The sequence below is a fragment of the Brevinematia bacterium genome, from assembly GCA_039630355.1.
Taxonomy (GTDB): Bacteria; Spirochaetota; Brevinematia; order DTOW01; family DTOW01; genus SKYB106.
This window is the reverse complement of record JBCNVF010000123.1, coordinates 1-16,081: the sequence shown is the minus strand read 5'-3', so window position 1 is coordinate 16,081 and position 16,081 is coordinate 1. Positions and strand designations below refer to the sequence as shown.

Genomic DNA, 16,081 nt, shown 5'->3' with positions numbered 1-16,081 from the left:
CTAGCTAGTGTGTATGAAAGTAGAAAACAGATTCTTGAAGCTATTGAGCAGTGGGAGAGAATAGCACAGTATAGACCTAATTACTTAGATGTTCAGGAAAAGCTAACTAGATACAGTGATCTTAGAATGGACGATAAACTGAAGGATTTTGTGACATGTTCTACCTCAACATTTGAAATCTTATCTCAGAAGATATTATCTGCAATGGAATATGATGTTATTGATAGTAAGATCGTCAGCGATAATGTGGTACACCTAGTAGCACTTGAGAGGTCTGGTAAATGGGGAGCAGTGAGGCAAGGAAAAGTTTTTGTGGTAGTTGTGCGTAGTGGGGAAGCTGTTGACGATGATGTGCTTTCATTCATTGTTGATAAGGTTAAGGCAATTCACGGAGTGAAGGGGATATGTATAACTACATCTAAGTTTACTCCCAAGGCAATAAGATACTCTGAAAATAGACCGGTTGTGCTCGTGGATAGGAGTGAACTTACCAAAATACTTAAGAAGATATAATGAAATACAAGGTAGTGGTTAGATCCTCTTTCTCTTCTTTCCATAGCGTGAAACTGCCAGACAATAGGTGGGAGAATCTACACAAGCATAAGTATAAAGTTGAGGTTTGCGTAAGTGGTGTTACTCTTGATGAAAATGGAATGCTTGTGGATTTCCTTGAGCTTGAAAAGGAACTTAACAAAGTGGTGTCAAAGCTTGATAATACTAACCTTAATGAGAATCCTGTTTTGATGGGAGTTGTGCCTACCGCTGAGAATGTAGCAAGCTTTATATTTAACGAACTTACCAAAAATACTAGCTACACTGTGGAATATGTTAAGTTAGAGGAGACTGAAAATTTTTCGGTGATGGTTAGCTCAGAGTAATTTCTTCTCCTTTAGCCACTTTATCGTTTCTTCTACTCCAGTTTCTAGGTTGTATTCATACTTCATACCTGTGTCTCTGATGAGGTTTTCTGAGGAACATACCCAACTGTTTTTCAGTTCGTTGACTTTCTCCAGATTAAACATGATTGGATGATTGGTTATTCTAGAAAACAACGTTGTGAATACAGAGAAGAAGTATAGTAGTGACACTGGTGTTGGTATTCTGAGGACAAATTTTTTGCCAAGAGCTTTTTCTATTAGTTTATAGAAGTCTGAAAGATACACAACTTCCGGATGGGCTGAGAAATACTTTTTGCCTATTGTAGTTTCGGAAGTCATAGCCAGGAGTATACTTTTTGCTAAGTCTTTTACATAAACCATGCTTAGTTTTGTTTTTCCACCCTTTACTAGCAGTTCTACCCCTAGGTTTATCATCTTGTATATCGGCAGGAACTCTTTATCGTAAGGTCCGTAGACGGAGCAGGGTCTTATTATAGTTATTGGAAGCTTTGAGAGATTTTCTTCTAGAAACTTCTCTGATGCCAGTTTTGATTTGCCGTAGGAAGTAACTGGTGAAGGTGGAAAGCCTTCAGAGATCGGTTCGGTTGACGGGGCACTTGCTGCCTGCGAACTTATAAATACAAATCTTTTGATATTAGGATTGAATCTCAGAGTAGCATTGAACAGGTTTATCGTTCCTTGGGTGTTCACTAGATAGTAGTGTTTTGAAGATACTGCTTTTACCACTCCTGCTGCGTGGATTATATAATCTACATCCTTTACAGCTTCTTCCAGAGAAGAGGGAATCGTTACTTCTCCATACACTAGTTTTACTTTATCCTTGATTTCGTCAACTTTGCTTGTTTTTCTCACAAGACATTTTATTTCAAAACCTTCTTTGTGTAGAAGTTCAACAAGATGATGTCCTATAAAGCCACTTGCACCAGTTATTAGTATTCTCATGGATTTTGAGATTAAAGTGTAATGTATCCAAACCTTTAGATTCAATCTGAGATCTGGCGAAAGCTAAGATCTGGAGATTGGTAAGTGGTTAGTTTTCTTACGATCAGGGACGAGTGTTTGAGCTCTCTAGAGGATAACTAAGCTTTTATACAAAGATTTTTGATGGGAATTTAGTTGAAAGCTTTTTTAGTTTCTTTGATAATCAATTCAAATTAAACAGGGAGGTACATATGGAAGGTAAAATAACCCTGCCCCAGTTTGGTCAGGTTGAATGGGGGATACTATTCTTCGTATTGGCTAGCTCTATAATAGCTCTGATATACGGACTATTCCTAGTCAGGTATGTTCTTAGGACGAAAGTTGATGATAAAAAAATGCTGGAAGTTTCCTTAGCTATAGAAGAAGGTGCGATGGCGTATCTGAGAAGGCAGTTTAACACAATGATCTGGTTCATCATAGCGCTGATGGTGATTCTATTTTTCATGTATAGAACAGTATACACTGACATAAGGCTTCCCTTGGGTATAGCAATAGCGTTTTTAATGGGAGTATTTGCTTCCTACGGAGCAGGTTTTGTTGGGATGTGGCTTTCGGTTAAAGCTAATGTGAGAACTGCTTACACAGCTCTTACAAAGAGTTTCTCCGATTCCTTAAAAATCTCATTTAGAGCTGGAGCTGTTTCCGGAATGTTCACTCTAGGTTTTGGGTTACTTGGTGCTACGATAATATTTATGGCTTTCCGAGAGGAAGCGATGAAAGTTTTGGTTGGATTTGGATTTGGTGCAGCACTTGCAGCGTTGTTTATGAGGGTAGGTGGAGGAATATATACAAAAGCAGCGGATGTCGGAGCAGACTTAGTTGGCAAGGTAGAAAAGGGAATTCCGGAAGATGACCCAAGGAATGCAGCAACAATTGCGGATAACGTTGGAGATAATGTTGGAGACTGCGCAGGAATGACAGCAGATGTGTTTGAGTCTTATGAGGTTACTCTTGTAGCTGCTATCATTCTAGCAGCAGCAACTCTTCTTGATCCAGTCTTTACCCAAACATATGGTCAGAACTCTGAATTGTTTGCACTTAAGCTAATAATGTTTCCTTTAATCCTTAGGGCCATAGGAGTGTTTTCATCAATGGTCGGCATATGGAGTGTGAGAATGAAAGAAGAAGAGCAAGATCCAATGAGGGGAATAACGAGAGGATATATAATTTCAGCATTATTGTCTATACTAGGATTTGCGGTAGTCATCTATTTTTACTTAGTTGATCCAAATACTGGGAAGCCTGACTTTAGGTTCCTAATTCCACCCTCAATCGGCATCTTGCTAGCTGTTGTTACTATGTGGCTCACTGATCATTTCACACATCCGGATAAGAAGCCAGCAACTGAGGTTTCGTACTCTAGTAAGACTGGTCCAGCAACAGTAATACTTACTGGAATGGGAGTAGGACTTGAGTCTACCGTTTGGGCTATCGTGGTGATAGCAGGCACAATCGGTGGAGCACTGCTTGTGTTTCCAGAAAGTCTCTCACTTGCAGCATACAGTATAGCTTTGACAGGCCTAGGGCTACTAACAACAACTGGCTACATATTAGCGATGGATACATATGGACCTATAACAGACAATGCTCACGGAATATTTGAAATGTCAGGAGTAAAAGATCAAAAAGCAAGTAGAGTTCTTGATAGAATGGACGCTATAGGTAATACCACAAAAGCTCTAACGAAGGGACTGGCTATCGCAACTGCGGTTATTGCTGCTATCTCTCTTTTCAGATCCTTTATAGATGAGGCGCATCTATTTTTAAAAGGTATCCAGATAAACTTACCAGATGTGTTTATAGGCCTGCTTCTAGGTGGAGCTGTTCCTTTCCTATTCTCATCATTCGCAATAAAAGCAGTTGGTAGGGCTGCATTTCTAGTAGTTGAGGAGGTGAGAAGACAGTTTAGGGAAAAACCCGGAATCATGGAATGGAAAGAAAAACCCGACTATGGCAAAACTGTTGATATTGTGACAGCAACAGCTCAAAAAGAACTTATAGGTCCAGGTATACTTGCTATATTCTCACCAATACTTGTAGGATTTCTTTTTGGTGTTCAGGCATTAGGTGGATTTTTAGCAGGAGCGATACTAACAGGACAGCTTCTTGCTGTGTTTATGGCCAATGCTGGTGGTGTATGGGATAACGCAAAGAAGAAAATTGAGGATGGATTTTTAGGTGGAAAGGGAACTGACGAGCACAAAGCAGCAGTAGTAGGCGATACCGTTGGAGACCCATTTAAGGATACTGCAGGACCTTCTCTTAACCCATTGATAAAAGTCATAAATTTAGTTTCACTTCTTATAGCACCAGTTGTTATTCTAGATCTCTCAATATGGATAAAGGCTATTGTTGTTGCAGGTTCTCTAGTGATACTTGGCATTGCAGTAGCCCTAAGTAAGAGAGGAGCAATAACTGAGGAAAAAAAGTAAAACAAAACAGAAAAGAAGAGGGGGAATATTCCCCCCAAATGTTAGGATTCTTTACTTCTGTCCCCTAATTATTACATTTGTAAATCCTATGTTAGCTTTATAGTCCTGCCCATTGTTGTTATCCCAGACACCGCTCCCATTATTAAACACAAACTGATAATTGCTACCAACTACGCTTATAGTCTTCTTCCACCAGCCATTACCTTCGCTTTCCATATCCACTCCCGGAGGTGTAGTCCAACCACTACCATTGTCGTAGTGTATCTTAACCACACTCCATCCAGGCCTGTAATACCTTATTGTCACATTTACAGGCGCAGTTCCTGTATACAGAGTTCCCACATTTACAACCCTGTTGCTGACATGCACTAAAGTGCCTAGCGAAAGTTTGGATATATAGTCTCTACTTATGTTATTATCCCACTGAGAACCGTTATTAAAGACAAACTCGTAAGTCTCAGAGCTAACATTTATCGTCTTACTCCACCATCCATTGCCTTCACTGCTCATAGCTTCACCTGGGGGAGTGGTCCAACTACCACCTGCGTTATAGTGGATATTTACACTACTCCACAAATTGTTGAAGTACTTCACTACTACCGAGGCACTTGGAATATTCGTTATTACGAAGTTAACTTGATTTGTAACACTAAAGTTATTTGAAACATCCTTTGCAAAGACCCTGACGGAGTTAGAAGTATTCATCGGCAAGTTGGTTGTGTAGCTCCAAGTGGTAGTTCCATTTGCCAAGACGAAAGGCGAATTATTTACAGAAATAAGCACTTCCTTAACACCACTCTTATCATCCGAAGCAGTTCCATATACGGTTATGTTAGTCTGGTTGAGTATAACCTGATTTTGTGCAGGATAGGTTATAGCCACAGTTGGTGGTGTAGTATCGTTTAGGTTAGGAGCACCTTGACTTGAGGTTAGGCCCCAGTCGTAGGTTATGTCAACAGACTGTCCACCAGTGACATTGTAATTTGCCCCTGGGGTCCAATCAACTCCATTTCTTCTAAACTTGAACTCTATCTTCTTGCCGCTTAGTACAGAGGTAGTAGTCCAAACCCAAATATTCCTACCATTACTATCAGTGCCAACATAACTCATTAAAGTAGCAGGACCACTATCCCACCAAGTCATTCCCGGAACATGATTATTTGTATCACTTGCACTGGTAGGAGGAGAGTAACTACCACAGATACTAACAAAGTTTGCTCCCCCAACAAATGACCTACAAACAATTGTAGTTATAGGAGTTGTCCCAACATACTTTATGGTGTAGCTCAGGGTAGCATCATTAAATTCAACCTGATATGGTCCTACAACAGGAGCATTAAATGTTATTGGATCAGAGGAAGTTTCCACTGCGGTCCCACTTACAGGTAGGAATGTCCCAACTTCATCGTTATCACCATAGTGCTTAGTTGTGTTGCCAAATACAGCATTAAACCGTATATTCACACTGCCTGTTGAAGAAACGTTTATCGTAGTTCTCCACAGATTACCTACAACTCTACTCATACTAGCGGTGTATGTTCCAGAGATTGTTACACTGTTTGCTGGATCTGGGTAGGTATAAACAAGCACTGCGAAACTATCTCCCGCCACATTGACATTGTAGTTTCCAGAAGAAACTAGCACATTGTTAGTCACTATTGAGTCACCAGAAGGGGTGAGAAGTTTATATTGACCGTTAGGTAGCGAAAGAGAATAGCTTGCAGAACTACTACTCTTGTTTATAACAACATAAGAGACTGAACTTACGTATTCCCGCTTAAAAACTGCCAAATCACCCTGCAGATGGATATTGACCTGAGAACCTCTTCTTAGAGAAATTTCTGCCTCTCTTAGCCTATTAAGCATTCGCAAATGCCTATAGATAGGATAGTTACCAGGATTAGCTTTCAGTCTGTTTATTCTATCTTGACCAACAAATCTTCGGTTTTTCGGTTCACCTGCTCCGTAATCGTTTATGCTATCGTGAGTTCCCTCAAACTCGGTTCCATAGTAAACAATTGGTATTCCTCTTGCAAGGAAATACCAATTAAGAGCATTCTTCCACATTCTCACCATTGAACCACTATCTGCATAACCACCTGGGAACCTAGGCTTATCGTGATTATCAACAAAAGTTCCCAGAAACGTCGGATCAATTCCACCACTGTAATCACTAGCCATTATGTTAGCCATTTGCTCAAAACCGCTGCTACCCGCAAATACACCTTTAGCCTGCCCAGGGAAATCCATACAAGAACCATGAAGATCAAGCAGAGATAGTACTCCTCTTGTAGAGTATGTGGAATAGCTCAGGGCTTCCTGCCTGGTAGCAACCCATGCTTCTCCTACTATCCAGAACCATGGTTTACCTTTAGAAACTGCGTATTCCCACATGGTATCAGCGAAAAGTCCCCACCATTGTTTTCTCATATATGCAACAGTATCAAGTCTAAATCCATCAACTCCTCTATCAATAAACTTTTTATACACATTGAACATATGCTGTCTTGTTCTCGGGTCACACTCGTTAAAATCAAGTAGATCTAGCAGTTTATAGTCACCTCGGTAATTAAAGAAGCCAGGACTATTTTCCCAGATTCCGTCAACATTCGGGTTATTTTTGTAGGGATCAGTAGTGGGATTATACTCCCACCATTGCCCATCAAACTTAACTTTTAATCTATCAGCATACCACCTTACGCTTGGGTGAGCATCACCACCATGTCCGTGATTAGGAACTATGTCAAGAATAACTTTTATTCCCCTATTGTGAGCTTCTCTTATAAGGTCATCGAAAGTAGCACCTGGTGACTCTAAGTGAGGATCTATGCTATCAAAATCAAATCCCCAGTATCCGTGATAACCTGCAGCATCGTAGGTTTGACTACTGTTAACGTATCTACCTTCAGGTTGCTTTACAACTGGAGTAATCCATATCGCATTAAATCCCATCTCTTTTATGTAGTCAAGGTTGTTGATAAGACCTTTAAAGTCACCACCATTGTAGTATCTTAAGGCCTCGTCACTATCATTGTTAGGTGTTCTATATTCGTCACCGTAGATATTGTTATTTCCCGAATAGCCATCTACAAACCTGTCAGTCATCACAAAATATACCCTCCAGTCCCTAGGATCTTCTGGGCCATCTCCAGGAAAAGTTACCGTTCCACCAGCACCACCGGAGCCACCACCTCCTCCCGATGGAACAGACTTTACAACAGCAATGCTTACTTCTGAGATGTTACCAGCAACATCAACTACCCTAGCATATATGGTATTCACACCATTAGTTAAAGATGAAACTACCTGACTCCAATTCTCAAGACCAAAAGCGTTTACATATCCACCATCGTTGACTTTAACTTGCACAACTTTCAGACCACTTAAAGCATCGCTAGCGTTACCGCTTACAGTAACGTTGTCTTGAGTAACAGTTGAGTTATTCTGAGGATGAAGGATTGAAACGGTTGGACGTGTCCAGTCTATACCAACTATCACAGAAGCTTCAAAACTCTCTCTACCGCTACTATCAACAGCTTTAGCCTTTATAATTATATTACTACTCTCAACCGGAATTACCTTTTGAGCTACCCATACCAATTGCGGATTAGGCACTTCCTCCCATGCACCATCGCCAAGCTTGAGGTATATCTTACTCAGGCTTGAACCTCCAGAGACACTAACATTTCCAGATATGATTACATTACTAGTATTAAGCCATGCGTAGTTTCTAGGCTGTTCTATTGTAATGTATGGCAATGAAGAGTCTGCTATTATTGTTATCTCCCTTATCTCGCTAATTCTACCTACAGTGTCCTTAGAATATACTCTCAAAATGTTTGTACTATTATTGTTAAAAACAAGATTTGTTGAAAATGTTTTCCCTCTAGCAACCTCACTATAAGCATTGGTGTTTATCGCAAGGAATAGTCCATCTACTACTGTATCATCCTCGGCGCTAAGGGTTAACTGAAAATTAGTGCTGGAAAACCTAACAGAGGTGTTCTCATACCCAACTATACTAATAGTTGGATTGCTAACATCCACAATCACCTTGAGCGAATTAGTCGTACTCACATTACCATTACTATCAATGGCAAAAACCTTTATTTCGTTTGTGCCACCAGAAGGTATATCAATACTCCTGAGAACAGTTGTATAGACAAATCCTTGAGGACTTTTAGTTATGCTAAGTTCCCCACTTGGTACCTCCAAAATTTGATATGGAGTTATGACAACTACTTTTTCAATATCCCTGTCATCAGAAGCAAGCACGAGAACAGGAAATGTTTGAAGCACAATTCCGTAATTTTTAGGAGACACTATCTCAGCTGAAGGTCGCTGTAAGTCCATGTTTTGAGTGCTTTCTTGGCTAGCTTGAAGTTTTTCAAGCACTAGTGTTTCAATAGTTGGCATTCGTTGGCATCCCAGAAATATCAAAAGGAAGAGAGAAACTATACTTATCGCCAGAAGTAGTTTCCGCTTCATAACTTTATACCTCCAGTAATAGTAAAACGGATAAAGAGCGAGAGAGGTGACAACAGAGAGTAAGTGATTTTTTGGAAAAGTAGTTAAGTTTTTCTCTTCTTCTTTTCAGATGCTGGGAAAAGAACGTTGTTTAGTATTAGACGGTAGCCAGGAGAATTAGGCACTAAGGACACGTCGGTAGGTGGATCTCCTACATAATGGGCAAAATCTTCGGGATCATGTCCCCCAAGGAAACAGAAAGCTCCTTTCCCAACTTCACCTCTTATGTATTTTGCATACTCTCCCAGACTACCAACATAATCTCCTAAAACAACAACGTTCTCTTTTAGCTTACTCTTCTTGAAAGCTGTAGTTTGCCCCAAAAATTCTCTTATCTCCAGAGTATGATTCTGAACTAACATGGTGCTCACTGGGTCATACTTTGCTGAAAACTCCTTCAAGTAGAAGTATCTGGGATGCTCAAATTCATTTATCAGGTAGTTAGGATAATCAATATCCGAATACTCGTATACATAAGGGTCTAGAACCAAAGAAAAATCCTTAAAGGCAAAGGTTATAGAAAAATCAAGCTTAGACCCAAAACTGGGATCAATAGGTGTACCGTCAAAAGTCTCAGGAATGATATCAGTAGCCAAGCTTGCTAAAGCTATATCAAGGGTATCGGTTCCTGCACACATTCCGAAGAGAAAGCCTCCTTCTGAAACGTACTCTCTTATCCTTAAGGACACGGCTTTCTTCATTTCAGCTACACTGCCAAAACCGTTCCTTTTGGCCATTAGCTTTAGATATTCCACCATTCTTATATACCAAGGCTCTCTATGATAGCTTGCCCAAAACTTGCCAAATTGCCCTGTAAAATCCTCATGATCAAAGTGAAGCCAATCTATTTCCAGCAACTTAAGCTTCCCGTTCAATATATCTTCGTCAGTAAGCTCCACAAAAGGAATATCAGCATACTTAAGGGCAATTTCTACAGCATCATCATAAGGTAGTTCTATCTTTAACCTATAAAGCCCTATCTTAGGGGCCTTAGTCAACTTGATAACGTTAATGTTCTCCGAGTTTGTCAGCTTGATAATAGAGTTCCATTCTTCGTAGGAGATGACATTATATAAAATCCTAGCATTCCTTAGAATTTTTAGGGAAAATTGGTTATAGGGTATTGCGAAGCTACCCCCTCTGTAGTTCAAAACCCAATAGCACTCGATTCCTTGCAAGAGGGTATTGTACACCACTCCATAGGGTTTTAAGTGATCTGTCTGCTTAAAGTCCATTGGAATGAATATATAACTTGCTGACCCTGAGAAGGGTAGAAAAAGGAGTAAGAAGGCTATGAGGAGTTTCATTGGACCCGATGGGACTCGAACCCACGACCCCTACAATGCCATTGTAGTGCTCTCCCAACTGAGCTACGGGCCCAAAGTGTTTTCCAATAGTAATTATACTAACATACTTGCCTTAAACTCAAGAAAATTAGTGAATTAACAATAAGTTCCAATTCCCACTGAATGAGTAAGCAAGATTCTAAACTTTTGTTTGCTTACTCTCTTTGTTTCTGATTTTGTTAGTCACAAACTTCACTCGTACCGCACCTCTTAGGTGCTTATTAGGAAAGTATTTACCTAGTCTGATAGAAGCTGTGATGGAAGAATTATACCTTATTGTAAGCCTAATGCGTTTCCTTAGTTGTGTTTCGTATCGTTAACTGTCTAATGGCTTGGAGTCAAACTGGAAAACTTTCGGCTTAGGGTGTTATAATGCTATCTGGAGTAATGGTATATGAAAGCTAAGGAGTTGATTGGGAAGTTTGGTAACCCGAATGAGATAGTTGGGTTTAAGAGGGGAGATGAGTTTGTGGATTTATTGTCTGAGGTTGAAGATGTTGATGGTATTAAGCCGGTGTACGTAAGTTCTGAGGAATATTACGAGTTTGTAAGGCATACAGCCTCTCATGTTATGGCGCAGGCGATACAGAGGATATATGGCAAAGGTGTTAAGCTAGGTATTGGGCCTACAATAGAGAACGGTTTCTACTATGATGTGGATCTGGACCTAACGATATCTGATGAAGATTTACCAAAGATAGAAGAGAAAATGAGAGAGATAATCAGGGAGAATATTCCTCTTGAGAAAGAGATCCTGCCTAAGGAGAGAGCTATAAAGCTTTTTTCGGAACTTGGGCAGGTGTACAAAGTTGAACTAATAAAGGAAATAGAGGAGAATGAAGTTTCTGTCTATAAAACTGGAGAATTTATAGATTTGTGTAAAGGGCCTCATGTTGAGAAAACGGGCGATATACCAATAGATGGTTTCAAGCTGGTTGGTGTTGCTGGGGCTTATTGGAGAGGTGATGAAAGAAACAAAATGTTGCAGAGGGTATATGGTATTTTGTTTAGGACAAAAGAGGAGCTGGAGAGGTATATATGGCAACTTGAGGAGGCGAAGAAAAGGGATCACAGAAAGCTTGGTAAGGAGTTGAAGCTGTTTTTGTTTTCTGATGAGTCTCCTGCAATACCTTTTTGGTTACCAAATGGCATGATTTTAAAGAATGTTCTTATCTCCTATATGAGGGATCTTCTTTACGCTAACGGATACTTAGAGATTCAGACACCTATGATCATGAAGAGAGAAGTGTGGGAGAGGTCAGGGCATTGGTTAAACTATAGAGAGAATATGTATGTAGCATTTGCTGGAGATGAGGAGGTAAGAGGAGAGCCAAGTTGGGCGGTTAAGCCTATGAGTTGTCCTGGGAGTATACTTGTTTTCAAGTCTGAAGTTAGGTCCTACAGAGATTTACCGCTAAGACTTTCGGAATTTGGAAATGTTCACAGATATGAAAGAGCTGGAGTTTTGCATGGGTTATTCAGGGTCAGGGGTTTTACGCAGGATGATGCGCATATATTCATAACTCCAGAACAGATAAAGGAGGAGACTATACGGGTGATACAACTTGTGGACACTGTGTATAAGAAATTTGGATTTGAGTATTCTGTTGAACTTTCTACAAAACCTGAGAAATACATAGGCACTGACGATATGTGGGAGATTGCAACAAATGGACTTAAGGAAGCTCTGGACGAACTGAAACTTGATTACAATATACTTGAGGGGGAAGGAGCATTTTATGGACCTAAGATAGATTTTCACCTTAAAGATGCTATTGGTAGATCGCATCAATGTGGAACAATCCAATTGGATATGGCTTTACCTGAAAGGTTTGATGTTAACTATGTAGGTGAAGATGGAAAGCCCCATAGAGTTGTAATAATACATAGGGCGATTTATGGAAGTCTTGAGAGGTTTATAGGAATACTTATAGAGCATTATGCTGGTAAGTTTCCTTTATGGCTTGCACCATTACAGGTAGTAGTTTTACCTGTATCGGAGAAGTTTCTTAACTTTGCTCGTAAGGTAGAAAGTATTCTTAAGGAAAAAAAGTTTAGAGTGAGAGTAGATGAGGAAAATGAGAAACTTGGGTTTAAGATACGAAAGGCTCAGTTGGAGAGAATACCCTATATGGTAATAATAGGGCAAAAGGAGGTTGAGACTAATACTGTTTCGGTAAGATCAAGGGATAGAGGAGAGATAGGTAGTAGAACTCTTCAGGAGTTTGTTGATCTGATGGTGAGTGAAATTGCTTCATAAGTCTTAGGAGATTAAGAGGACTTTCATTATTAGGAGGATGTATGAAGAAAAAGGTAGTTTTGACTGCTTTAGTATTGGGGTTTTGGAGTTTAGAAGTTTTTGCTTGGGTAAATTTTTCTACTTTTGACCCGACTAGAAATTGGAGGAAGATTGAGACTAAGTATTTCTGTATCTATTTTTCGGAGACATCGGAAAAGACAGCTAGTAAGTTGGCGACAGTCTGTGATGAGGTTTATGAAATACTAAGTAAAGAGGCGAATGTTAGATTTTCTTATAAGTTTCCAGTAATAGTGGCAAACCAGAGTGATTTACCTAATGGATATTATGCTCCTATTCCTACACCAAGGATAGTTATCTACACCTCACCTATAAGTGGTTTTTACATTGATATGGATTTTGATGATGATATAAAGAGTGTTTTTGCTCATGAGCTTATACATGCTCTAACACTTGAGGAAGCAAACGGATTTTGGCATGTTCTTAGGGCTGTTTTCGGTTATTACGTAACTCCAAATCTATACCTACCCGGAATGTTTATAGAGTCCATAACCGTTATGGGTGAGAGCATGTGGGGTTACGGTAGGTTGAATAATCCAATATTTAGAGATACGTTTTATTCGCAGGTCTATTATGGCAAGTTTAGAGGACTTTACAATGCTAGCTTGGTGAATGAGTTTCCGCTGGATACGTGGTATTTGTATGGAGGGATGTTTTTTTACTACCTAGTGCAAAAGTATGGCTACGAAAAGGCTTTCAGGTTTTACAAGGAGAGTTCTCATTATTTTCCAGGTTTTTTTTGCTACTCGTTTAACAACAATTTTGGGAGTGATATATTTCTGGAATGGGAAAAATTTGAGATTTTTTCCATTAGTAATATTCTCACAAGATCATATTCAAATACTGTTGAGAGAGTAACTTTTGATGGTGCTTATAAGGGAAGGCTAAGGCTTGGTGGGGATTTTCTGGTATACTCGCAGAGTGGTAGGAAGGGAGAGTTATCGTCTTTGAAGTTCTTTGATTTAAGGAACAACAAGTCAGGTTTTCTAATATATGGAAGATATATTCCTTGCTTTGATCTGAAAGGAAATACTATTGCTTTTGTTGAGACAATTTCTTCAAAGTACTATACTCGCAATATTCTAAAAGTGGGAAAGCTAGCTTACGGTGAATATTTAAGATTGATAGAGGAAAGAAATTTAGGTATTGAGGGAGTTTATGATGTTGCAGTATTAGACGAGAATACATTGCTAGCGTTGGTGGAGAGTGATTCTGAGACAAAAGTTGTGAAGATTACTATTTCGGATTCTGTAAAAGTAGAAACTCTTTTGGAGGAAGGGATTTTCTATAAAAGAATTTACGCAAGCGATAATCTGATTTCGTTAGTTAGTAGGAAAAAAGGAAGGGATACTATAAGGGTTTTTCTTACAAGTCCTTTTAGGCTTATTAAGGAGATAGATGATTTTGAGCTTATCTTAGATGCTAGTATAGCTGGAAGAGGGATAGTTTTTTCTGGAAAGGATGGTGAAAAGATAGATGTTTTTGAGTATGACTTAGAGAGAGAAACGATGGAGAAAGTTGTGTCAGCTATGTTCAGTTTCATAAGCCCTGTAGTGTATTCTGGTAGGATATATGGTATATCTTTCTCTTACGATGGTTTTGATGTGTTCTATACAACTCCGCTTAGCCAGGAATTTAAAAAGCTAGAGATTTCTAAAGTTTTGAAGGTTAATGAAAGTTTGGGTAGGATACAGTCTACTTTAACGAATATATCTGAATCAACTCCTTATGGTCATTTTAACAATATAACTCCATTATCAATACTTATGAGTTTTTTACCAGATATTCAGTTTAATTCTGATTTGTCACTTAGAAAATTAGGTGTCTTCTTCAGCTTTTACGATGAACCGTTGGAGTTTAGGAACTTTCTTATAAGTCTGGGTTGGAATTTTAACTCAAAGACTATAGACTATGAATTTGCTTTTACTGAAGCTGGAATTCCATATGTTTTGATAGGTGTTAGGGTTTTAAGGGAGCACTTGGATTCTGGGTATTTTCTTGTAGATAGGTTGGTTTCGTTAGGTTATAACTATTCCATGTTTACTTTAGATTACTTTAGGTTGAGGGTGGATGCGGAGATTGGGAATAATTACGTAGGATTTCATCCATTTTTTGCAGTATCTTTACCATCTTTTGTTGGTAGGAGGGAGGTTGGAAATGCGTTTCCTGATTACAAGTTTTATACCTCTGATAGCAGTTTATTTTCTCCATACCTTACGATAGGTAGCACTTTGAGCACATTGGAAAATAGCTTAGGAGCGATAGCGATGGAGGAAGGGTTTTTATACAATGTAAATCTAAAAGTAGCGAATAGATTCATAGGCTCTCGTGAAGATTCTGTATTACTTAGCCAGTTTTTTTCGTATTCTGTGAGACTTTGGGGTAACAGTGTAGCAATGTTTGGAATAGGAATGAAGAATACTCTTTTCTCAACGCTTGAAAATACTTTCTCTTATAGTGGTTATAAGTATGTAGAACTTTTTCCTATTGAGGAGGGAGATGTTTTTGAGTTTTACTTACCAACTTACTTTGAGTATCCCACTGAGGCTAATAATAGTCTTGTAGGAACGACAAAATTGTATCTGAAGCTTTTTGAAGCAAATGGTGGAATATGGCCATTTTATGTAACATCTATTTGGTGTGAGGTGGGGGCAAGGGCTGGTTTATTGTTCAATACTCTTCAGGATGTTGTATATACCAAGGTAGCAACGGAATTAGTAGGAGGTGTATTTTTTAGCTTAAATCTGATTGGAAGGTTGGACAGTAAGAACGGAATAGAGGTAACTTATAATGCTGATAGTAGGACACTGTATCTTAGTTTGTTGATCCTGTTTCCAATTGGTTGGTAATGGAAGTTGATTTTTTTGTTAGTGATCAGACATATTATAGCTGTGATTGAGAGAAAGATAAGTAAAGTTCTGAAGCAGAAGATAATTGATTTGCTCAATCAGGAGTATGTTCTTGGAGATGCATTTTTTAGAAAATTGAAAGAACTGTATGAGTCTGTTGAAGACTCAAGGGATAGGGAAAATTTTTTTTCTTCCCTTCTTTACATACTCTCACACCTTGAGTTTCCTGAGGAGGTTGCTCTGGAGCATTGGCAGAAAATTGTTGAGAGGCATAAAGAGTTAACACAAAAACTTGGGAGAAACATAAGTATAAGGACATCAATAATAGATTACTTTACATATAACAATGACTCTTTGAAGAGTCCTGTTGTAATAGAGATATTTCTCTATGATTCATCTGAGATGAGAGTTTACATTGATGAGATGACGGGAGTATTTAATTATAGATATTTCAAGGAAGTTTTGTGGAGTGAAGTTAGGAGATCGGAGAGGTATAATTTGGTATTTTCTTTGGTTCTAATTGATATTGACGATATGAAGCATATAAATATGAGGTATGGAGAGGATAAGGGGAACTTTGTTATAAAGGCTTTGGCTAAGACTCTGGATTTGAACAAGAGAGCCGAGGATACCGTGTGTAGGTATGGTAGTGATGAGTTTATAGTGCTTTTACCCGAGACTAGCAAATCTGGTGCTATAGCTTTTGTCAGTAGGATAAAGAGAAAGTTGG

At 39.0% G+C, this 16,081-nt stretch carries 9 protein-coding genes and 1 tRNA gene; 6 read left to right on the top strand and 4 right to left on the bottom strand.

All coding sequences use genetic code 11. The annotated features are described in order from the left end of the window. Positions 1–513: restriction endonuclease (locus ABDH28_07845; GenBank protein MEN2998925.1), on the top strand; the 513-nt coding region annotated here is incomplete at its 5' end. Further along, entirely contained in the window at positions 513–878 is a 366-nt protein-coding gene (locus tag ABDH28_07840; protein MEN2998924.1) for a 6-carboxytetrahydropterin synthase, read from the top strand. The genes ABDH28_07845 and ABDH28_07840, both read left to right, overlap by 1 nt. Here the strand turns inward: ABDH28_07840 and ABDH28_07835 are convergent. Further along, positions 870–1,841 (bottom strand): NAD(P)-dependent oxidoreductase, encoded by a 972-nt coding sequence (locus ABDH28_07835; protein ID MEN2998923.1) that lies wholly within the window; start codon positions 1,839–1,841, stop codon positions 870–872. The genes ABDH28_07840 and ABDH28_07835 overlap by 9 nt on opposite strands. Before the next feature lie 230 nt (positions 1,842–2,071). On the opposite strand from ABDH28_07835, the gene ABDH28_07830 reads away from it, so the two are divergent. Then, the gene (locus ABDH28_07830; protein ID MEN2998922.1) at positions 2,072–4,312 is read left to right on the top strand and encodes a sodium-translocating pyrophosphatase; all 2,241 of its coding nucleotides are present in this window, start codon (positions 2,072–2,074) and stop codon (positions 4,310–4,312) included. Between the two features lie 51 nt (positions 4,313–4,363). On the opposite strand, the gene ABDH28_07825 is transcribed toward ABDH28_07830, so the two are convergent. The 3 genes from ABDH28_07825 to ABDH28_07815 form a co-directional block, all read right to left on the bottom strand. Further along, on the bottom strand, positions 4,364–8,800 hold the full coding sequence (locus ABDH28_07825; GenBank protein MEN2998921.1) for an alpha-amylase family glycosyl hydrolase: 4,437 nt from the start codon (positions 8,798–8,800) through the stop codon (positions 4,364–4,366). Positions 8,801–8,883: 83 nt separating this feature from the next. Next, the gene (locus ABDH28_07820) at positions 8,884–10,074 is read right to left on the bottom strand and encodes an asparagine synthetase B (GenBank protein MEN2998920.1); all 1,191 of its coding nucleotides are present in this window, start codon (positions 10,072–10,074) and stop codon (positions 8,884–8,886) included. 72 nt (positions 10,075–10,146) lie between these two features. Then, positions 10,147–10,219, bottom strand: a tRNA-Ala gene (locus tag ABDH28_07815). A gap of 360 nt (positions 10,220–10,579) precedes the next feature. On the opposite strand from ABDH28_07815, the gene thrS reads away from it, so the two are divergent. From thrS to ABDH28_07800, 3 genes are all read left to right on the top strand, one after another. Next, complete coding sequence (thrS, locus tag ABDH28_07810) at positions 10,580–12,445, top strand: threonine--tRNA ligase (GenBank protein MEN2998919.1); 1,866 nt, start codon at positions 10,580–10,582, stop codon at positions 12,443–12,445. Positions 12,446–12,486: 41 nt separating this feature from the next. Further along, positions 12,487–15,351 (top strand): hypothetical protein, encoded by a 2,865-nt coding sequence (locus tag ABDH28_07805; GenBank protein ID MEN2998918.1) that lies wholly within the window; start codon positions 12,487–12,489, stop codon positions 15,349–15,351. 21 nt (positions 15,352–15,372) lie between these two features. Then, positions 15,373–16,081, top strand: a 709-nt coding sequence (locus tag ABDH28_07800; GenBank protein MEN2998917.1) for a GGDEF domain-containing protein, incomplete at its 3' end; no start/stop codon positions are given.